At 52.5% G+C, this 22159-nt stretch carries 13 protein-coding genes, 1 tRNA gene and 1 riboswitch; of the genes, 4 read left to right on the top strand and 10 right to left on the bottom strand.

From position 1 onward, the window contains the following. From CA264_RS16785 to CA264_RS16810, 6 genes are all read right to left on the bottom strand, one after another. Entirely contained in the window at nucleotides 1-3639 is a 3639-nt protein-coding gene (locus CA264_RS16785) for a gliding motility-associated C-terminal domain-containing protein (RefSeq protein WP_025608551.1), read from the bottom strand. Between the two features lie 392 nt (nucleotides 3640-4031). Then, nucleotides 4032-4742, bottom strand: a complete 711-nt coding sequence (locus CA264_RS16790; protein WP_025608552.1) for a DUF4249 family protein — start codon at nucleotides 4740-4742, stop codon at nucleotides 4032-4034. Nucleotides 4743-4807: 65 nt separating this feature from the next. After that, complete coding sequence (locus CA264_RS16795) at nucleotides 4808-6967, bottom strand: TonB-dependent receptor plug domain-containing protein (RefSeq protein ID WP_162912094.1); 2160 nt, start codon at nucleotides 6965-6967, stop codon at nucleotides 4808-4810. 116 nt (nucleotides 6968-7083) lie between these two features. Continuing rightward, on the bottom strand, nucleotides 7084-8721 hold the full coding sequence (locus CA264_RS16800) for an RHS repeat domain-containing protein (protein ID WP_157593725.1): 1638 nt from the start codon (nucleotides 8719-8721) through the stop codon (nucleotides 7084-7086). A gap of 225 nt (nucleotides 8722-8946) precedes the next feature. After that, a tRNA-Met gene (locus tag CA264_RS16805) sits at nucleotides 8947-9019 on the bottom strand. An 83-nt stretch (nucleotides 9020-9102) separates the two neighbouring features. After that, nucleotides 9103-10926: a BamA/TamA family outer membrane protein gene (locus tag CA264_RS16810; RefSeq protein WP_025608555.1), complete on the bottom strand. Its 1824-nt coding sequence runs from the start codon at nucleotides 10924-10926 to the stop codon at nucleotides 9103-9105. A 208-nt stretch (nucleotides 10927-11134) separates the two neighbouring features. Here CA264_RS16810 and hemW point away from each other — a divergent pair, with 208 nt between their 5' ends. The 3 genes from hemW (at nucleotide 11135) to CA264_RS16825 (ending at nucleotide 13826) form a co-directional block, all read left to right on the top strand. Next, the gene (hemW, locus tag CA264_RS16815) at nucleotides 11135-12262 is read left to right on the top strand and encodes a radical SAM family heme chaperone HemW (RefSeq protein ID WP_025608556.1); all 1128 of its coding nucleotides are present in this window, start codon (nucleotides 11135-11137) and stop codon (nucleotides 12260-12262) included. 104 nt (nucleotides 12263-12366) lie between these two features. Beyond that, the gene (locus tag CA264_RS16820) at nucleotides 12367-12801 is read left to right on the top strand and encodes a hypothetical protein (protein WP_157593726.1); all 435 of its coding nucleotides are present in this window, start codon (nucleotides 12367-12369) and stop codon (nucleotides 12799-12801) included. Nucleotides 12802-13055: 254 nt separating this feature from the next. After that, the gene (locus CA264_RS16825) at nucleotides 13056-13826 is read left to right on the top strand and encodes a cyclase family protein (protein WP_025608558.1); all 771 of its coding nucleotides are present in this window, start codon (nucleotides 13056-13058) and stop codon (nucleotides 13824-13826) included. Nucleotides 13827-13890: 64 nt separating this feature from the next. Here CA264_RS16825 and metF read toward each other — a convergent pair whose 3' ends face one another. The 4 genes from metF to rplU form a co-directional block, all read right to left on the bottom strand. Continuing rightward, nucleotides 13891-14847, bottom strand: a complete 957-nt coding sequence (gene metF, locus CA264_RS16830) for a methylenetetrahydrofolate reductase [NAD(P)H] (RefSeq protein WP_025608559.1) — start codon at nucleotides 14845-14847, stop codon at nucleotides 13891-13893. 135 nt (nucleotides 14848-14982) lie between these two features. After that, nucleotides 14983-18696 (bottom strand): methionine synthase, encoded by a 3714-nt coding sequence (gene metH, locus CA264_RS16835; protein ID WP_025608560.1) that lies wholly within the window; start codon nucleotides 18694-18696, stop codon nucleotides 14983-14985. A 70-nt stretch (nucleotides 18697-18766) separates the two neighbouring features. Further along, a riboswitch (SAM riboswitch) is annotated at nucleotides 18767-18875 on the bottom strand. 994 nt (nucleotides 18876-19869) lie between these two features. Continuing rightward, complete coding sequence (gene rpmA / locus CA264_RS16840; RefSeq protein ID WP_025608561.1) at nucleotides 19870-20139, bottom strand: 50S ribosomal protein L27; 270 nt, start codon at nucleotides 20137-20139, stop codon at nucleotides 19870-19872. Between the two features lie 71 nt (nucleotides 20140-20210). Continuing rightward, nucleotides 20211-20519, bottom strand: a complete 309-nt coding sequence (gene rplU, locus CA264_RS16845; protein ID WP_025608562.1) for a 50S ribosomal protein L21 — start codon at nucleotides 20517-20519, stop codon at nucleotides 20211-20213. A 626-nt stretch (nucleotides 20520-21145) separates the two neighbouring features. Between rplU and CA264_RS16850 the strand changes: the two genes are divergently transcribed. Next, entirely contained in the window at nucleotides 21146-22105 is a 960-nt protein-coding gene (locus tag CA264_RS16850; RefSeq protein WP_071784622.1) for a ribonucleoside-diphosphate reductase small subunit, read from the top strand. Nucleotides 22106-22159 lie beyond the last annotated feature (54 nt).

Here is a 22159-nt window from a genome sequence, read left to right on the forward strand (position 1 = left end):
TTATCGGATAATGGTCACGTTTCCGGAAATCGGCTCATCGTTAATGCTGCGGAGGTAGATAAGGTAGTAGTACGTTGCCACTGGCAGCTCCTCCCCGTTATAGGTGCCGTCCCAAGGCACGCCGTATCCTTTAGAGCTGAAGACCTTGTTGCCCCAGCGGTTAAACACCTCCACCCGCATATCAGGGTAGTTCGCGTAGTTCTCTATCTCCCACACCTCATTCACGTTATCACCGTTGGGTGTAAAGGCATTGGGTATCTGCAGCGCCGGGATCACCTCCACCGTTACGCTGGCGGTGTCCACGCAGCCTTCTTCCGAAGTCACAGTCACGGTATAGGTAATGGTCTTATCCGGCCTGGCAATAGGATTCGGGATATTGGGGTTGTTAAGGTAAGTGGCCGGCTCCCACAGGTAGGTGGCACCGCCGGAGCCGCGCAGCTCCACTGTCTGCCCCTGTATCACTGTTACGTTCTCCCCGGCACTGGCCTCCACTGCCACCACGGTCACGGTTGCCGGCGCACGCGACACACTGGCGCACTCCTGGTCATTAACGGCCTCTACATAGTAGGTGGCAGACTGGGTGACGTTATCCAGGGTAAACTCTGAGCCGATAAACACGGGTGAACCGCCTGTGGACGAAGTGTACCACCGGTATTCCAGCCCGTCCGGGTTGGCCACCGTCAGGGTAGCCGAGCCGTTAACGCAAGCAGTGGCGTTGCTGGCCACCACCGTTGGCGTGGCCGGGATAGGCAGCACCGTAATGCCGACCACTTCGGATGTGTCTGAGCAGCCGCCGGAGAAGACCACTCTTCGGAACCAGGTGTCGCGGTTTAGCGGCGTTGCCGTGTAGTCCTGCGCATCGTTTGTGCCCGCTGCCTGTACAAAGCCGCTGTTCGGGCCGATGGTGCTGCTTTCCCACAGATAAGTATAACCGCCGGCGCCGTCCGTTGGCATGCTGCCGGTTATCGGCTCCGGCACCTGCCCTGTGCAGACTTCTGTCTGCGTGGCCGTGATCGTATTGTTGCGCACGCCGGGGTTAACCGTAATGGACAGAACTGCACTGGTATCGGCACTACATGCCGCAGAGCTCACCACGCGCCGAAACCAGGTTGTGCGGGCCAATCTGCCCGGGGAGTAACTCTGGCCGTTGTTAGTGCCTGCCGCCGCCGTAAAGCCAGCGTTAGGGCCGGCCGTACTGCTCTCCCACAGGTATGTGTAGCTTCCGCTGCCACCTGTCGGCTCTGTGCCGTTTATCACACCGGGAGCGGTGCCGGTACAGATTTCGTCCTCCTCTATGCTGACGGTGTTGTTCTCCAGCTCGTCATATACCGTAATCATGACCGGATCAGATGCGACACGGCATCCTCCCGACTCCACCACCCGACGGAACCAGCTGTCTTGCGCCAACACGCCTGGATCGTAGTTTTCACCTGCGTTGGCGCCCGGAGCCGGTACAAAGCCTTGGTCCGGGCCTTCGGTGCTTACCTCCCAAATGATGTTGAGGAAAGTACCGTCGCCACCCGTCGGACGCTCCCCCACCAGGATAGCCGGTTTCTCGTTGGCACAAATCTCCTGGTCTTCGCTTATTGTGTTGTTCTCAATCCGGGGCACTACCGTCACCTTCACAGCCGCGCTCGTATCGGCGGTACAGCTGCCAGAGTTTACCACGCGCCGGAACCAGGAGGTTTGCCCCAAAGACTGCGGTGTATAGCCTTGGCTGTTGCTCGTGCCGGTGGCCCTGGAAAAGCCGGAGGAGGGACCGGTGGTGCTGATCTGCCACGTATACACATAGCTGCTGCTGAGGCCGCCGTTGGGCTGGCGGCCTGTTAGCGGGTCAGGCGCATCCCCCACGCATATACTCTGGGTGCCCTCAATGGTGTTGTTGTCGATAGGGGGCACCACGTTTACGTTAACCGTTACACGGTCGCTGGGGCAGTTGTTCTGGTCAATGGTTTCTACCTGAAAGGTAGTTGGGCCTGTGAGCGGAGGCGTTTTGTACTCCGGCCCCGTAAACACCAGGTTACCTCCCGCATCGTAGAAGTTATAGCTGGCACCTGGCCCTGACGGGGCCAGTAAGGCACTGTCGCCGGAGCAGGTCGTGATGTCGTTGATAAGCGGAGCGCCTGGCACCGGAAGTATGGTAACGACCTGCGGCGGCGCTTTTTGCCCCAGGTCGTCACTGGAGCCGCACTCGTTCGTTATCCGGGCCTCCACATTGTAGGTGCCGGGCCTCGGGAAGTCCAGTGAGGGGAACTGCTCGTTGGAGGCAAGCCTGCCGTTCACAAACCACTCGTAGGTAACGGTGTTGCCAAAGTTGGCGTCGAAGAACACCAGGGTCTGGTCATACTTGACGGTGGTATCGCCGCAGGCAACGATGTCTCCTGTGAGCTGCACCTGCGGATAGCCCACCACAATGCTCTGTGAAGTAGTATCGGAGTCGCAGGCATTTGTAACAATCAGCTGCACTTCAAACACACCCGAGTTATTGAACTGCACCCGCAGGGTATCCTCCGTCAGGCTCTCCCCCAGTTTTACCTCCCACCCGCCGATGTTCATCTGGTCTTTGATCTCCCACTTGTAGGTCAAATCTTTGGCCAGGCTATCGCCAACGGTGGTACTGTCTCCGAAGGACCATATGACAGGGGTGCAGCTTTGCGGGGTACCCACGGCTTCCTTGCCTGTCGTGAAATTTGCTTTGGGATCTTTGCCGTAGTAGAAGGGCTGCGAAAAAGTGGCCTCGCACCCATTGGTTGCCTCCACCCGGATCGTGATCGGGTATTCACCGTAGTCTTCGTAGGCAGGGCCTTTTTCCGGGAAGAGCCCGGCCTGGCCGCTATAGCGCACTTCTCCGTTCCCGTCGCCCCAGTCAATATAATAAGCGGCAATACTGGACAGGTACGGCTCCTGAATGTTGTTGACCAGCTGCGCCACCACAACGGTATCGGCCGGTTCTACAGAGTCTGGCAGGCAGACGGTAAACTCATTCACTTCCCCAAAGTCTATCTCCGGGGTTTCTTTCACTGTGATCTCTACCTCCTCCAGCGTACGGCAGGCACCTGGCTGGCGTATGGCCTCAACTGACACAGTAAAGTCCCTGGTGCCCGTTCCAAAGGCCTCAAAGGTATAGCTCACCTCCGTGCCAGACTTTGGGTCTGCCCCGTCTACCCGCCAGACGTACTCAACGCCCTCCTCCGGGAAATCCACGCGGAACGCCACTGCGTCGCCGCCACAAATTGCGCCAGAAGGAGGATCAAGGGATATGATTGGCGTGGAAGGCTTTTCCGTTACGTTTACCTGTACCTGGTTGGAGGTCAGCGGGCTGTTGTCGCACTCAGCGCTCTCCACGACAACGTAATACATACCTGCTGTACTTACCGTAAGGGAGCTGTTGGTGCCGCCAGTCACAGGCTCAAAAACACCGTCTGCATTGTCATCCCGAAACCACGCGTAGGATTGGATGCTATAGGAAGGGGTGGGGTCCAGGATCAGCGTGGTCGTTTCGCCACTACAAATGGAGGTTTTATCGGTAGTAATGGCAGGGGCCTCGCAGTCCTTCGCCTGCAGGGGGATGGCCGATACCAGTAGCAGGTACAGGAGCGCAAATACAGGATAAAAGCGCTTGTGTATAGGGAGACGCATTAAGTCGGAGTTAAGGGTGAACTATAGGCTAAGGTTTTTGTATTACGAAACCGATATATATTAAGATACACAAGCTATTAGCTTCGTACCGGCCACAGCAGCCATCCAGAAGAGCCAGGACAAGGAGGCATTACGCACATTGCTGCCAGACTAGCGGATGCAGCCCCGTATGACCACCTATACCTCTATTGCCGAAACCTTAAAAAGGTTACATGGCAACTTTAATATTTATAACACTCAAATACTTAACGAACTAGTTATCTGCAAATTGCACCAAACAGCCTGATAAAGAAAGAAGGCCTGCAACCGGGGCTGCAGGCCTTCTTCTAAACTGAAAAGCACGGTGACCTAACGCAGGTTGGAAAACCGCGCGCTGCCACCCCGGGCAAGGCTCATTTTATGTACAGCGTGTCTGCTGTGATATAGGTAAAGATGCCCTGCCCACCCTGCACGTTTGTTGGCAGCGCCACGGGCGGCTCAAACGGATCCACACTGGCACGTGAGGCCTGCTGCAGCGTACGCTGAAAGCTATAGTTGGCAGCCGTGATCCGGTACAGAATGAGTCGATAGGCTCGTTTCCCGGAAGGCACGTCTAACTGAAATGTCAGTTGCTTGTCCTGCACAGAAGAGTAGTCATAGTATTCTGACTTACGCTTTACCTCTCCCTCCAGCTCATACTCCAGATACACCCCATAGTAGCGGCCATCCTCTTTTGCGCTGTTCGGGCAGCTAACAGAGATCATCTTCTCTTTAAGCTCCCAGCCATCTATTCGCACCTGCTCCACTAAAGGGGTTGCAGCGTAAAGAGTGTCACCTCCGCCCTCCGTAACGATCCGCAGGCGCAGGGAGTCTCCCGATAACTCCGTAGGCAAGCGGTAGGTATTGACGTAGTTTATTAACCTGATGCTCTCTTTACCTCTGTAAAGGATGTTCTGCAACACAACAGCCGTATCAGCAAGCACAAGCTCGGCCTTTGCATTCCACACGAGCTGGACCGACAGGCTCTCTCGCAGACTGCTGCTGCGTATCAGGCTGAGCTGTATGGGGACTCCTGGCGACAGGTAGCCTTCTACAAAAAGCTTGTCTGGGCTGGAAGGCATCATTAGATCAGCCTCGTCTCTCAATGCGCAGGAGGAAACCGCTGAAAGTGTAAGCAGGAGGAGATAAGTTATAAGTCGAAGGTGCATGTGTAGCGTAGGGTAGGGGTAAGAGGAAGGAATGAACGCTGTTTGGCTACAATCTTACCAGTGCCGTCTTCCTGGCGGCTCACCCCAAAGTACAGGAAGTACGGGTTGGCACGGTTGTATAGGTTGTAAACGCCTACATTCCATTCGGAAAGGCTCTTCTTGTGTTTCTTTTTATAGGTTACGCCTACATCAAGCCGGTGCCGGACAGGGGTACGGATGTTATTAAAGCGCTCAAAGCCAGGAACGATCCGTTGTGTTGCTCTCGGTGTCATTCCCTGTACCGGAACGATGCTTACAGGAAAGGTATAGGGGCTCCCCGTCTGCAGGAACCACTGGCCGGCTAATTGCCAGTTTTTGTTAAAGCTGTACTGCCATGTGGCGTTAACCTGATGCCGCACATCCTGCACTGGGTACACCCACAGCCGCTCCCCAAACTCATTGACCTGTGCCAGCTTGCTGTAAGCAAGCGTATAGCCTCCCGCAAACGAAAATTTGCTCCAGCTTGCCTGCACCTCCAACTCTATACCATAGGCCCGGCCAGTATGGGACTCGAAATCTTGTTCAAAGTCTGTGAGCAGAGTCGAGGCATTGGCATAGTAGAGTTGTCCATCGAGCCAGCGGTGATAAGCGCCTGCAGTAACCTTGGCCCCGTTAAAAAGCCTATTCACCGCCACCCCAACCTGATCCGATCGTTGCACAGGAAGCTTGCCCGGGGCCAGCCTGAGAAAATCAAAGGGCATGTTGACACCAAGCACGTTCACCTGGTGGTGAAACTGATAGGTGCGATCGTAGTAGAGACTGGAGGCCCAGCCGCTGTTCGTAAGCTCGACCTTCAGGCGGGGGGCCAGGTAGGGCTTCTTTAAGTCTGTATGCAAGCGCGCACCAGCCACATAGGTAAGTTTGCCAAACGTAAGCTGGGCCTGCGAAAACGCTCCACTCACCGTTGACTTCTCTGTAAGGCCGGTTTTCTGCAACAGTCTGCCTTGCCTGTCTTTTTGAACGGTGGACATATCCGCCTGCGTGTGCTGCAGAAAGGCTCCTGCCTCGAAAAAGCCCCTACTCCCGAGAGGCAGGCCAAACAAAATGTTAGAAAAGTAACCTGTGGTGGCTTGGTCTACAACGTCAGTTTCCTGCCGCTGATGCTCCATGGCAAAGGCATAGCGGCTGTACCCTTGCACAAGCTCCAGCCAAGCGGGGCCTAGCCTGTGTTTCCAACGGGCTGATACGAGTTGATTACCCCAAGTTGCAGCAAGCGAGAGCCGGTCTGTGGTTCCATCGTACCTGTCTTGGCTTCTAAAGACTGCCACAGAAAGGCTTCCCTTCGGCAGCGAGGTATATGCCTGCAGGTTGAGGTCAGCGAAAGCATAATCCGGCAGCGGGGTCTCCTCCCCCTTATCCTGGTGCAGTTGTTTGTAAGCCTTCGCCAGGAGCTGGTAGTAAGAAGACTTTGCTTTGGCGTATATACTGGTTTTGTAGCGCGCCAGGTGCTGCTGATAGCCTATTTCTGAACTCAACACCCCAACCCCTACTTTAAGCTGCTGATCGGATATATCCACAGCGCGTGGCTCCGCCTGCAGATAGGCCGATAGCCAGCCGCCCATATTTGCCCGAAAGCCTCCCGTGGTCAGCGAAACCGACTCGTAAGCATCAGGGTCAAGCGAACTGTTGATACCTAATAAATGTGCGGAGTTAAAAACTGGCACGCCCTGCAGCAGAATAGCCGTCTGTGAGTTAGCGCCACCCCGAACAAAAAGGCCGGTTTGGGTTTCTCCAGTTTGCAGCACACCAGGCTTATACTGCAGTGCCCTGATCAGATCAGCCTCCCCAAGCGGTTTGCTTATACTCTCCAGCTCCTTCCTATCAAGCTTAGAGACCTCAGTACCAACCCCCTCTACGGCTACAACCTCTACTTCTGACAAACTTACTGCTCCGGGGCTCAGGTACAGCCTTAACACCGTAGGCTGGTGAACCAGCACACTGGTGTCCTGATAGCGGGGGTGGTTAAAGCTTATCAGCACAGCTCCTACGGCAAGCGCATCGGCAGGCAGGGAGAAACGCCCCTCACCATCACTGGCGGCTTTAGCAGTAGCTGTGCTAATCAGTACATCCGGAAGAGGATACCTTGTTTCAGCATCAAACACAGTGCCCTGCACTTGGGCAAAAAGCCAATGTGAGCAAAACAGAAGAAACAGGAAAAGAGCCGCACACCTCATAACAGAAAAATGCCCCCTGCCGTGGCAGAGGGCATTTAATAATATTATTTGCTCTTCACTTTATAGTTTAGCAAAACCTCAAAGTTAGCTCCATAATCTCCACCTTCAGCATCGGCAGCATCCATCTGCATGCGTTGCGGATAGCCAAATTCGTTAAACTCTTTGTATTCTATATTAGCAAAAGAATAAGAATTTGGTGTAGTAACTCGCTTGATAGCATTCACGATTTTATACCCTTCCAGTTCCGGCACCAGTGCTGTTATGGTATTACCGAGGAAATTCTTAAAAGTGTAGTTGTACTCAATCATAGCCACTTTGTACAGTCCAGCCTCACGAATCGTCACCATGTACCCACGCTCTCCTGTTTCAGGATTTGTCTCCCAGCGGTAGTCCCGAACGGCGGGCTGCCATGCCCATATTTCAGTTGGGTTACCGTTCTTATCATAAGAGGCTTTCTGAACCTCACGGGTTGTCCCGTCTGCTAAAGTCCTAACAGTTGAAATAAGACGGTTGCTAGCATTGTAGTTGTACGTTTCAAATGCTCCAGTCGCCACCCAGGCACCTTGTGCATTTTTAGAATAGGTTTTAGTAGTCTTCACTAAGCCTGCCGCGTTGTACTCATAGCTGCTGTACTTAGTAGCCACACCTCCCTCACTGCTAGCCTCATATGCTTTCGTCACACGGCCTTGCGCGTCGGTATCTACATCTACCACTTTGGTAGAGACCACAGAACCAGCCGAGGTGTTGCTATTAATAGTTATGATTTCACTGATAGTAAAAAGAGAGTATTCGCTGGTGCTTCTAAAATTATTGTAGAGTTCAAACTCAGTATCGCTTTTCTTTCTGGAGATTTCGTATCTACTATACTCTGGCTCTCCTGCCGGCACTAGTATACACTTCCCGTACTTCCTGTAGTTGTAAACTACCTGGCCGTTCCCGTTGTGGGTGCTCCCTTCGTAATAATAATAAGAATAGCTCCCATCGCCGTTTGATTCAATAAAACTATCTCTATACTGCAGGAAGGATACTGTTGAAACATATTCGCCTCCAGCGCTCTCTGAAGTATAGTTCACCTTGCCACTGAGCGCGTACTCTCTCTGTACATACTTATCTAAAGTACCGTTAGCATAGCTTTTGGTCAGGTCAAATGCTTTACGCGTCTGCATGTCAACAGCTTGGTTACTCTCGAGGTAGGTCAACTGGTAGCTGTCGTTGTATTCTGCCCTTATGACTGGCACAGAACCTAACAGGACCTCTGAAATGAACAGGCTACCATTAGAGTCTCCTACCAAAACAGCAGTCCAGTCAGCACCAGCGCCCGATATTTTAAACTCTGTCACCTCCCCGTTTGTAAGCGTGATTGCCAGAACAGCAGTTTCAGGGTTATAAGTAATACTTTCGATGCCCACACCGTCCTGGCCGTTCTGCCCGCCGATGCTGCCTTTGATAGCTTCTGTATAGGGAACAGAGGCTGTGGTGCCGTTGCTGTAAACAATAATCAGCTGCTCGCCTTCTTTTTTAATGTCGACAACTGTTTTGCTTTTCTCAGCGGCTAGTTCTGATTCGAGCTTCTGCGTGTCTTCGTTGTCCTTGCTGCAGCTAGCGAACAAGGCAAGGCAACAAAGTGCCAGGGCTGTAACTTTCTTGGTTATCATGTAAAATATATTAAGTATTGTTTTCAAAGGGATTGAGAGCTAACAAAGAGACTTTACAGCTTCAGCCGCAAAAGTACATAAGTTTTCCAATATATATTACAACTAATATAAAGTACTCGTAGGGATGTAGCTCTATGGTATGACTGCCAGGGGAGAGGCAGGAGGCTTTGGCGAGTACTGAGGCACCTTTGAAAGGCACGGCTGAAAAGTAAAAGAGCCTGACTCATTTCTGAATCAGGCTCTTTTCTGAGGTAGCGGGGACAAGACTCGAACTTGCGACCTTTGGGTTATGAGCCCAACGAGCTACCAACTGCTCCACCCCGCACTGTTATTATGATACAAAAGTAGACTAAAGATGTTTACCATGCAAGTGTATGTACTAAAAAAGGTCAAAAAAGTTGGAATTCGCTAAAACTTACTTGTTATACCAAAATGAATCTTGGAATGCTTAAACGAAAGCGGCTGCTGCTCCGACTGACCCAGGGAGTACACCAGCTGGAAAATACCGGCACCCGTACTGAAGCTGATGCCAGCACCCAGACCAAAAGGGTAGTCGCTTAGCTTTGCGGCCTGCAGGTCGCTGCGGTAGTAGCCCTGGTCGTAGAACAGCAGCACATAGGAGTCGGAGGCAGTAAAGAGGCGGTACTCCAACGTGCCCACGCCATAGGAGGAGGCATAGAAGAAGTAGTCGTCGAAGCCGCGGAGCGAGGAAAGACCACCCAGCCTGTACATGTCGTTCAGAAAGATGCGGTCGCTGAAGAGGGCCTCCCCGCGCAGCCTCGTGAGCAGAGCACTGTTTTTACCCAACCGCAGAAAGTTCTCCAGCCGCAGCGCCAGGCTCAGCTGCGAGCTTTTCACCTCCAGCGTATCATAGAAACTCTTCTCCAGGTCTGCGTTGCGCAGGAGCTTTTTGGTACCCGCCGAGAACTGCAGCTCCACCAAGCGCCCACGCCTTGGGTAGTAAAAGTCATCGAGGTTATTCCAGAGGTAGTTGAGGCCATAGGTGGTGGTCTGGGCATCGGCCAGGTCGAGCTGCTGCAGGCGCTGCGGGCTTACCTCGGAAAGTATGCGGGAGTTGCGCCACTCCGTAAACACGCTGAACTTGCCGTAGCGCAAGGTATAGTAACCGATCTGTAGCCGCGGCTGCACGGTAATAAAGGTTGAGTCCTGCTTTAGCAGGTTGAACTTTAGCCCGGCCTCAAAGGGGCTCCCGAACAGGTTGGGGTGCAGGTACTCGCCGTTAAGTACAACAGAGCCTGCACTTACCCGGCGCCACTGCAGCCCCAGCTGCTTCCCGCTGCCACCTATATTCCGGATGTTCAGGTTGGCTTCGCCGGTTACCAGGAGTTTATCGGCGCGGTTTGGGTCAGGCAGGAACCCCACCACACCGTCAATCTGGTTCGCCTGCCGGTCTTCGAGGTAATAGTACACCTTGGCTTTGTCGCTGAGGAAGCGTACCTGCGGCGAACGCGTCACCTTTATGTAGGGCAGCTGCGTGAGCATGCGCTGGGAGGCGTCCACCTGGTCCTGGTTGTACAGCTGGCCTGGCAGTAACTGCAGGTAGCGCATCAGGAACTTTGGCTGCGTTTTGGTTTTGCCCACGATCTCCAGCGTATCATAGGTCACCACAAAGGCTTTCTCCACCATCAGTGCTGCCTCCACCTTATTGCCTTTTATACTTACAGAGTCGAGCCAGACGGTGGCGAAGGGGTAGCCGTTGCGCTCGGCATAATCGAGAACACGCTGTTGCAGCTTTACATAGTCTGCAGGCCGGAAGGGGGTGCTGTGGTAAAACTTCTCCCTGAACCCAGACTCCACCAGCAGGCCTTCGCTCAAGTTGCCGTTGCGCAGCTGCGCCCACTCAAAAGGCTGGCCCACATGAAGTTTCACGTGGAGCGTGTCGCCTGAGAAGTACATACTGTCGGCAGAAGCCAGCAGGTAGGCGTCCTGCTGCAGCCGGTACACCAGGGCCCGCAACTCTTTCAGGGCCTCCGCAGAGTCGGGGAGGGCCTGCCGGAAGTTGTAGCGTTTCAGCGTCTGTGCCCCGTCAACGCCCAGGGCTTTTACAGAGAGCTGCACTTTCGCCTGTCCCTTTTCCGGCTTCTCAACCTGCTTTTCAGGCTGCTTTGCCTGCTCTACCTTCACAGGGGCCGCTTTTTGCTCTGCTACCTGCGCACGCGCCTGCGGCAACCACAGCACCAGGCTAAACAAGAAGGCGGCTATTTTGTACATTTGTGCGGTGAACTGTTAGGTGGCTAAATTGTTAAGGTACGGAATGGCGAGACCAGTGCGTGCATCAGCAAACGTCTAAGGCCGCTTTTGCGGCAAAGGTAAAGGAGATTCTGGCAGGTTGTCACTTTGCAGTGGCTTTCCTCACCGGTTGTCTCTGCTGCCATCTAACCACCCATCAATTTAACAATTAACCACCAGCAACTAAATTTTGGCCGGAATATACCTCCACATCCCGTTTTGCAAGAAAGCTTGCCATTACTGCGACTTCCATTTCAGCACCTCCATGGCCCTTAAAACCGACCTGGTGCAGGCCATGGTGCGCGAACTGGAGCTTCGGCAGGGGTACCTGCAAGGGCAGGAGGTAGGCACCATCTACTTTGGCGGCGGCACCCCTTCGCTGCTGACCCGGCAGGAACTACAGCTACTGCTGGCAACAATCAAGCGGCTGTTTATAGTTTCTGATGATGCCGAAATTACGCTGGAAGCCAACCCCGACGACCTACGCCCTGAGAAACTGCAGGAGCTGCAGGCCGCAGGCATCAACCGCCTGAGCATCGGGCTGCAGTCGTTTCATGAGCCGCACCTACAGCTGATGAACCGCGCCCACACCGCCTCTGAAAGTATAAACTGCGTGAAAGACGCCCAGGCAGCCGGCTTTAGCAACATTACGGTAGACCTGATCTACGGTGTTCCGGCCCCGGACCACACCGTGTGGCAACAGGACCTGGACACCCTCTTTTCGCTGGGCGTACAGCACGTTTCCTGCTACGCCCTCACCATAGAGCCCGACACGGCGCTGGGCCGCTGGAGCAAGAAGGGGAAGTTTAAGCCTGCCGAGGACGAGTTTACGGCCCAGCAGTTTGAGATGCTGCTGGAGCAAATGCAGCAGCAGGCCTATGTGCAGTACGAGATCTCCAACTTCAGCAAACCGGGCCACGAGTCGCGGCACAACAGCAACTACTGGCGCGGCGTGCATTACCTAGGCATAGGCCCCAGCGCCCACTCCTTTAACGGCCCCACCCGGCAGTACAATGTGTCGCATAACAAAAAGTACATCGATGCGCTGCAGCAGGGTGCAGTGCCTTTTGAGCTGGAGGAACTCACCCTTGCCGACCAGGCAAACGACTACCTGCTTACTACGCTCCGCACCATTTGGGGCTGCGACCTGGGCAAGCTGAGGCAGGACTACCACTACGACCTGGCAGCCCGGCACGCGGCGTACTTGCAGGAGCTGCAGCACATGGGCTTGGCCAGCGTACAGCATGACGTCCTGTACCTCACCGACAGAGGGAAGCTGCTTGCCGACCAGATAACTCTGGAGCTTTTTATGTCGTAAGCATTTGCTTAACTATAAAATAATACCACGCTAAAGTACCGGCTTGTGTATTTATAGTATATTTGTGGGTACTCATCCCGGAGTGCCGCACTCTACGATACAGTATGCCAGACTCCGTCTTAAACTCAGTATTCAGGCCAAAGCCAGTATTCGAAAGCGAACACTATATAATTGAAGCTGATGGTGAGCGGAGCTTTGCACGGGTGCTGTGGAAGCAGAAAATCACGGATGAGGAATTGCGGCAAGGGGCTCTAAAACTGCACCTGTTCCTGCTGGAGTCTAAGCTGGAGAACCTGCTTTCCAACTCACAGGGCCTCGCCTCGCTTAGCCCAGCCACAAAGAATTGGCTCGCCGACCAGTACTACGAAACCCTCATGTTGACTAGCATCAGGAGGCTGGCACGTGTTATGCCCTCTAACCTGTTTCACCAGATCGCGCTGGAGTCCGTCATAGCCCGTGCAGCAGCCAAGAAGAACCTCAGCTTCGCTGTCAGGAGTTTCTCCAAGGAGGAAGAGGCCCTGAGATGGCTGCAAAGCTAAACTACTGACCGGCACGCTCTGTCTGCAGCCTCACCTTCCGACTTTTGCTACGTATACCGCTGCTACCCCGGCAGGCGCACACTGCTCACCTGCAAGTAAACTCCGGAGGAAAAGAACAGCAGCCAAAGAGAGCCAAGGGCCTGAAAGAGCAGCAAGTCAGCCTTGCCCAGCTACACCGGCAAAACCGCAATGCCACAAGCCATGTGCAACCATCCCGGCAGAATTACTTATACTTGCTAAAAACAGACTGCCCCATGGAAGCCTCTATTACCTACCACAACCAAACCTACACATTTAACCCGCTGGAGCCGCTGGATATTTCGATGCCGCTGCACCAGGAGCTGCCGCAGCCAGAGTGTTTCTGGGCGGAGCCGGTAAGCTATGAAACCATCCGGGTAGGGGACTTTGTGGGCAGTGTGGCAGAAGGCGGCTCCACCAACTATAAGCGCGTGCACATCACGCCGCACGGCAACGGCACCCACACAGAGTGCTACGGGCATATCTCCGCCGATGCCAACGCCACCATACATAACTGCCTGAAGCACTTCCTGTTCGTGGCTCAACTCATAACCGTGGCGCCGCAAAAGCAGGAAAACGGAGACGAGGTGGTGGTGCTGGAGGATGTGCAACGGCAGATTGGGGCTCAAAAGCCTGAGGCTGTTATACTCCGCACCTCGCCTAACTCTGAGGAGAAACTCACCCGCCACTACTCCGGCACGAACCCGCCGTACCTGGATCACCGCATCGGGCAGTATCTGGCGCAAAACAGCATTCAGCACCTGCTGCTCGACCTGCCCTCTGTAGACCGCGAGTCTGACGGAGGCGAGCTGCTTTGCCACCATGCTTTCTGGCAGTACCCGCACAGCACCCGCTGCGGCGCTACCATAACGGAGCTGGTGTACGCCCCTGACCGTGTGGCTGACGGCCTGTACCTGCTGAACCTGCAGATTGCCAGTTTACAGCTGGACGCCAGCCCAAGCAAGCCGGTGCTGTACCGCTTATCGCCGGTTTACCCACAGCTGTAGCGTAAAAAGCAAAGGCCGAAGCATAGCTCCGGCCCAAGGTAGTTTAGTTGTTTAAGGTGAGATTCTAAAATAGTGCTTCCGCCACTTTTCTAACAGAGCCGGATTTACCCATGGAGTAGTAGTGCAGGCAAGGCACGCCAAACTCCATCAGCTCTTTTGACTGCTTTATCGCCCACTCCACGCCCACCTCAGCGGCGGCTTTGTTATCGGCACAGGCTTCCACCGCCTCAGCCAGTTCACAGGGGAGGTCGATGTGGAACAGGCTCGGCAGCAGTGATAGCTGTGTTTTAGTGGTGAGCGGCTTCAGGCCTGGGATGATCGGCACCTCTATGCCTTCCTGGCGGCAAAGCTTTACAAAGTCGAAATACTTCTGGTTATCGAAGAACATCTGCGTTACGATGTAGTCCGCGCCCAGTTCTACTTTGCGTTTAAGCCAGCGCAGGTCCATCCGCATATTCGGTGCTTCAAAATGCTTCTCAGGGTAGCCCGCCACCCCGATGCAGAAGTCTGTGCCGTTGGTGTTGGCCTGCTCGTCATCCAGGTAAACACCGTTGTTCATTCCCACCACCTGCTCAATCAGCTCTGAAGCATAATTATGCCCTCCCGGCTCCGGCACAAAGCGCGCCTCGCTTTTCACGCAATCACCGCGCAGCACCAGCACGTTATCTATTCCCAGGAAATGCAGGTCGATCAGGGCGTTCTCAGTTTCTTCTTTGTTGAAGCCGCCGCAGATCAGGTGCGGCACCGTGTCTACCTTATAATGGCTTTGCAGCGCCGCGCAGATACCGACCGTACCCGGTCGCTTGCGTGTAGACCTTTTTTCCAGCAGTCCGTTTTCCCGCTGCTTATAAATATACTCTTCCCGGTGGTACGTCACGTCGATAAACGGCGGGTTGAACTCCATCAGCGGGTCTATATGGCTGTAAAGGGTGTGCAGGTTCTCACCTTTTAGCGGCGGCAGTATTTCGAACGTAAACAGCGTTTTGCCATTCGCATTTTTAAAGTGATCCGTTACTTTCATGTATTGCTTTCAGGTGCTTTTATAGATGGTAGATACTAGACATTAGATGCTAGACAGTTTAGCTTGGTAATAATGTTAGACCTTTACACTGTGTAAAAAGTCTAACAGCTAAAATCTAGCGTCTAATGTCTAAAGCTATGCTGTTTGCTGCGCCAGCGGCTTTGGCTCGTAGTTCAGGTTTGGTGAGAGCCAGCGCTCCAGTTCTTCCTGCGGCATATTTTTGCGTTGGGCAAGGTCTGCCACCTGGTCTTCGCCGATTTTGCCCAGGCCAAAGTACTTCGACTCCGGGTGCGAGAAGTATAAACCGCTCACCGAAGATGCTGGGTACATGGCCAGGTTCTCGGTAAGTATAATTCCGGTTTGCTCTTCAGCGTTCAGCAGGTTAAAGAGCGTAATCTTTTCGGTATGGTCAGGGCATCCTGGATAACCTGGTGCCGGACGAATGCCTTTATACTGCTCTTTGATCAGGTCCTCGTTGCTTAGCTGCTCTTCAGGTGAGTAGCCCCACAGCTCTCGGCGAACCTTTAAGTGCATCAATTCAGCGAAGGCTTCGGCTAATCTATCTGCCAAAGCTTTTGCCATAATAGAGCGGTAGTCGTCGTGCTCAGCTTCATACTGCTCCAGCATCTTCTCAATACCGAAACCAGCTGACACCACAAAGCCACCGATATAGTCCTGCACACCTGTTTCCTTTGGGGCGATAAAGTCAGAGAAAGCCATGTTCGGCACACCCTGTCCTTTTTTGCCCTGCTGGCGCAAGGTATGAAACTCCGTCAGCTCGTTTTCACGTGAATCATCGGCGTATACTTCTATCGTATCATCTGCCTCCACATTGGCAGGGTAAAAGCCAACTACGGCACGCGCCTCCAGCAACTGGTTGTCTACAATCTCCTGCAGCATCTGCTGCGCATCAGCAAACAGCTTGCGGGCCTCCGTTCCCAGTTCTGCATCATCCAGAATTTTCGGGTATTGGCGCTTCAGCTCCCAGGTATGGAAGAATGGTGTCCAGTCGATGAACGGCACAATCTCCGACAGCGGATAGTTTGTGTATACTTTGTTGCCCAGGAAGCTTGGCTTGGTTGGCCGTGTGGCTGCCCAGTCTACTTTATACTTATTGGCACGGGCTTCCCCTATACTTGCAAAGGCGCGGTCTTTGGTTCTGTTCAGGTGGTCTTCACGCAGCTTTTCATACTCTGCTTTTATCTCTGCAATATAGTTTTCGCGGTCGCTGCCTAACAAGCTGCTCACTACCGTTACGCTTCGTGAGGCATCGTGCACGTGCACAACTGGCCCGCTATACTGCGGCGCAATTTTCACGGCTGTATGCACACGCGAGGTAGTAGCGCCACCAATCAGCAACGGAATCTTCATGCCTCTGCGCTCCATCTCCTGTGCCACATATACCATCTCATCCAGCGAAGGCGTAATCAAACCGCTCAGGCCAATGATATCTACCTGCTGTGCTTCGGCCTCAGCCAAGATCTTATCCAGCGACACCATCACGCCAAGGTCTATCACCTCATAGTTATTACAGGCCAGCACCACGCCCACAATGTTCTTACCGATATCATGTACATCACCTTTCACAGTAGCCATCAAAATAGTGCCTGCTGTTGATTTGGATGTGTCTGAAGCCAGCTTCTCCGCCTCCATGAACGGCAGCAGGTAGGCCACAGACTTTTTCATTACACGGGCACTCTTCACCACCTGCGGCAAAAACATCTTACCTGCACCGAATAAGTCACCTACCACCGTCATACCGGCCATCAGTGGCCCCTCTATTACCTCAAGCGTTTTAGTGGCTTTCTGGCGGGCTTCCTCCGTGTCTTCTTCTATGAACTCTACAATACCTTTTACCAGGGCATGCTTCAGGCGTTCTTCTACTGGTGCCTCACGCCAGCTATTATCTGCCTGCGCGGCGCCCTTACCCTTTCCTTTTATTGTTTCGGCATAGGTAACCAGCTTTTCCGTAGCATCTGGGTGGCGGTTAAAGATAACGTCTTCAATCAGGTCGCGAAGCTCTGTTGGAATCTCGCTGTACACGCCCATCATACCTGCGTTCACAATGCCCATATCCATACCCGCCTGCACGGCATAGTATAAGAACACGGTGTGCATGGCCTCACGCACCACATCATTGCCACGGAACGAAAACGAAAGGTTACTTACACCACCACTTACCAGCGCATGCGGCAGGTTCGCCTTGATCCATTTTATCGTTTCGATATAGTCTACCGCATAGTTGTTATGCTCTTCTATACCTGTGGCTATGGCCAATATGTTAGGGTCGAAGATGATATCCTGTGGCGGGAAGCCAACTTCATCCACTAAAATGCGGTAAGATTTTTCGCAGATTTCTATTCTACGCTCAAAGGTATCCGCCTGGCCCTGCTCATCAAATGCCATCACAACAACGGCTGCACCATACTGGCGCACCTTGCGAGCCACCTTTTTAAAGTTCTCTTCGCCTTCTTTTAAGCTGATGGAGTTTACGATGCTCTTGCCCTGCACACACTTCAAACCTGCCTCAATCACACTCCATTTAGAGGAGTCGATCATGATTGGCAACTTTGAAATGTCGGGTTCAGAAGCGATAAGGTTCAGGAAGTTGGTCATGGCCTGCTCTGAGTCAAGCATGCCTTCGTCCATGTTTACATCGATAATCTGGGCACCACCTTCTACCTGCTGCTGCGCCACCGATAAGGCTTCCTCAAACTTTTCTTCTACAATAAGGCGGGCAAATTTCTTAGAGCCGGTTACATTGGTGCGTTCGCCAACATTTACAAAAAGGCTTTCAGGGTAAATGGTGAGGGGCTCGAGGCCGCTGTAGCGAGGGAGAGGAGCTACCGGGGTGGGAACGTGCGGTTTATACTTCTGCACTAAGTCGGAGATTACTTTGGTGTGTACGGGCGTAGTGCCACAACAACCACCCAGTATGTTCACCAGCCCTTCCTTTAGATATTCCTCTACAATCTCGCCCATTTGCTGCGCGGTTTCGTCGTAGCCGCCAAAGGCGTTTGGCAAACCAGCATTTGGGTAGGCACTAATGTAGCAGTCGGAGATACGGGATAGTTCTTTAATGTGCGTCTTGAGCTGACGCGCACCTAAAGCACAGTTAAAGCCAATGCTAAGTATAGGTGCATGCGAGATGGAGTTCCAGAAGGCTTCTACTGTCTGGCCAGACAAGGTACGGCCGCTGGCATCTGTGATCGTACCCGACACCATGATCGGCAGCGCTTTGCCACCATCCTGCACGTACTGGTCTATTGCGAAAAGCGCAGCCTTACAGTTCAGCGTATCAAATACTGTTTCTACCAATAGCAGGTTAGAGCCACCATCCACCAGGCCACGCACCTGCTCACAGTATGCCTCCACTAGTTGATCAAAAGTGATGGCGCGGTAACCAGGGTTGTTTACATCCGGGGAAAGCGAAGCGGTACGGTTGGTAGGGCCAATGGCACCGGCCACAAAACGCGGTTTACCCGGTACTTTTGCTTCTATCTCATCTGCTGCCTCACGTGCTAACCTTGCCGACTCATAGTTTAGCTCATATACTATGTGTTCCAGGTGGTAATCGGCCATGGCGATGCTGGTGCCGCTAAAGGTATTGGTTTCGATGATATCGGCACCAGCCTCTAAATATTCTGCATGTATGGCTTTGATAACGTCTGGGCGGGTAATAGAAAGCAGGTCGTTGTTGCCTTTCAGATCGCTGGCATGGTCTTGAAAGCGTTCGCCACGGAAGTCTGCTTCCTGTAACTGGTAACGCTGAATCATGGTGCCCATAGCACCATCCAGCACTAGCACACGCTCTTGCAGCAGTTTATGTATCGGATGTAATTTTGTCATTTCGGTGTCTTTCTTCTCTTCAGTCTTCTACGAGGCTTATCAAGAAGGACACCTATGGGAGGCAGGATCGCTCTTATCTTCCCTGGCAGCAGTTGCTCCAGGAGGGAGTTAGCACCAAGCTTTATACATGGTTGCTAAGACGTCGTCGGGCCCTATCCCTCAGTCTTTCTTGATAAGTGTAAGCAAAGTAAAGGTATATCCGTGGGAAAAAGAAATTTAGTTGCCTGAAATGTAGGCGATTTGTCTGAGCTGGCGTGGTTCTGTTTACCCACGGCTCCAGTTGGAAGCTTTTCCTCTGCTATCCTTTTGCTATCCTTCGGTCGCCATGCCTGCGGAACCGGAACAACTCTCATTAGAGAACCACTATTCCCAAGGCTGGTATGCTGCTGCCATCATTCAAGTATAATGTTGTTGTTTGGCTGATGCTGGGGTGCAAGTATAAATTTCATAGCGAGCGTCATCGCGCGGACAGGTCGCGAACTGTCCCTACAAAGTTTTGCAGGAGCTCCGTCAGCTTTGGCTACCAAAAACATTTTCAGCCTTTCCGGTGGCGAGCGCGAGCGAGGCAGCCCGAGACACGAGTAAGAGGGCCCCTATACCCGACAGGAAAAGCACCCGGCACGACGCGGAAAGACGGGCCCTCGCGGGCATGAGCGCTCTAAAGTATAAAGTGAAACAGTAGGTGTTTGGGAACTGGAGGGTGAACGGGAACTACAAAGAACAGCTTGGCTGAAGTTATAATTAGCAGATGCTATGCAAGTATAACTCTGTAGCTTTTAAAGCACGAGTTGCAAACTCGCGCTAGCAGGGTGGAAGTATAAATACAGCTAGCAGGGGCAGTTAGAGGCACAAGCGGACGCTTGCGCCAGAGAAGCAGTTTTGTAGTTCAGCTGTAAGTATGGCTTTGCAAGCCAGTCGAGTTACAAACTCGACATTATAGTAGGACACGAGTTACAAACTCGCGCCAGCGGAGGCTAGCGGAGGCTAGCGCAGGAAGAAAAGTAAGGCCAAGCCGGCGAGGCGAAAAGGCAGCTATGGACAAGGTATAGCCTAAAGCTCTGGATGCACAAAAGCAACCTGCCCATACTCAGCTAGAACACACTCCACAAGTATAAAAACAAAAGAGGGATGCCTTTGGAGCATCCCTCTTTCAGTATCAATAAAACCTAAAAATTAAGCTTCCGCCTCTACTTTAGGAATTACAGAAACGTAAGAACGGTTTTTCTTACCTTTTCTGAATGATACAACACCGTCAACCAGAGCAAACAGGGTGTGGTCTTTACCAATACCTACGTTTGTGCTTGGGTGGTGCGCAGTACCTCTTTGTCTTACAATGATGTTACCTGCGATGATGTCCTGGCCACCGTAAATCTTAACACCTAGTCGTTTAGAATGCGATTCGCGGCCGTTGTTAGAACTACCAGCTCCTTTTTTGTGTGCCATCTTTTTAACTATTTAACTCAGGTTAGCGAACTAAGCCTGAAAGGATTCAACGATTAATTTCTTCTTACTGCTTAACCAATGCTCTCGATAAGAACTTTAGTATAGTTCTGACGATGTCCTCTCGACTTTCTATACCCTTTTCTTCTCTTCTTCTTGAAGACATGAACTTTGTCAGCTCTGAACTCACCCAGGATTTTACCAGTTACCTTGATACCATCCACGAAAGGGGCGCCAACAGTGATGTTGCCGTTATCATCTGTAAGAAGAACATTGGCGAACTCAACGGCGTCACCTTCTTTGCCGGAAAGCTTGTTAGCGTAGATGAACTTACCGCTCTCTACTTTGGTCTGTTGACCTGCGATTTCTACAATTGCGTACATCAGCTTCAATGTATGTTTAAAGTTTAGTCCGCAAAAGTACGGCAACTAATTGATAATTGCAACGCCTTGTGCGTGAAAAAGTTCAGCGCCAACCCCATCTTTTACACACCTCTGTGGAAAACTGTGTTGATATCTAATCGCCAACTTTCAGCGCCTGTTTAAAACCCTCACAAACAACTACACCCCAGAACCTTACAGCAGAAGTGCCGCAGCCACCTTTTCCACAAATTACACATTTGCCCGTCGCCCGTTACACGCATTTCACCCCGTCAAGCCCTTCTTTCTGCTTTTTGCAGCGCTTCGTGTGTAAAACTCCCTTACCTTTGCACGGTGGCGCTTCACCAACCACCACACCTTTGCCATAATATTTAAATCTAAATATATAATGGAAAATGAATGTTGAAAACAGTGTGCATTAGCCCGAAAAACGGCCTAGAATAGCCGCCAGGAGGATGTGCATAAATTGAACAACTTTCACCCATGAAATCGAGTTCATTTCTATATATTTGAAGTCAGAATATTTACGGGCCAGCTGTTCGGGCAAGGCCAAAACATTCTTAGATATGGTTGGTTTTGAGTGCGCAGGCACACCCTAAACCCTATTAATTATTAAAACTTACGTGATTATGGAGCCAATACTGCAAGAGAACCCAAACCGCTTTGTGCTGTTCCCGATTCAGAACAATGAGGTATGGCAGATGTATAAGCAGGCAGAAGCCAGCTTCTGGACTGCCGAGGAGATCGACCTGGGCCAGGACCTGAAAGACTGGGAGAACCTGAACGACGGCGAGCGCCATTTCATCAGCCACGTGCTGGCTTTCTTCGCTGCCTCTGACGGCATCGTGAACGAAAACCTGGCCGTGAACTTCATGAACGAGGTGCAGATACCGGAGGCACGCTGCTTCTATGGTTTCCAGATCATGATGGAGAACATCCACTCCGAAACATACTCGCTCCTGATCGACACTTATATAAAGAAGCAGAGCGAAAAAGACCACCTGTTCAACGCCCTTGAAACCGTTCCGGCTGTGGGCCGCAAAGGGGAGTGGGCCCTTAAGTGGATCGAGAGCGAGAACTTCGCCGAGCGCCTGATTGCTTTCGCTGCGGTAGAAGGGATTTTCTTCTCCGGCTCTTTCTGCTCTATCTTCTGGCTGAAGAAGCGCGGTTTGATGCCGGGCCTTACCTTCTCCAACGAGCTGATCTCCAGAGACGAAGGCCTGCACTGCGACTTTGCCTGCCTGCTGTACTCTATGCTGAACAACAAGCTGAGCGAGGAGCGTGTGCAGGAGATTATCCGCGACGCGGTAAGTATTGAGCAGGAGTTTGTAACCGACGCCCTGCCGGTAGACCTGATCGGCATGAACTCCAAGCTCATGAGCCAGTACATTGAGTTTGTGGCCGACCGCCTGCTGGTTGCGCTGGGATGCAAGAAGATCTACAACTCAACCAACCCATTCGACTTTATGGAGATGATCTCGCTGCAGGGCAAGACCAACTTCTTTGAGAAGCGTGTGGGCGAGTACCAGAAAGCCGGCGTGATGGGCGACAAAGATAAAAACGTGTTCAGCCTGGACGAAGACTTTTAAGATTAGGGATTACTTAGTAAGTTTAGGTGGCCAAAGGGAGAAAGCACTTTTCGC

It is taken from the genome of Pontibacter actiniarum, assembly GCF_003585765.1.
GTDB classification, from domain to species: Bacteria; Bacteroidota; Bacteroidia; order Cytophagales; family Hymenobacteraceae; genus Pontibacter; species Pontibacter actiniarum.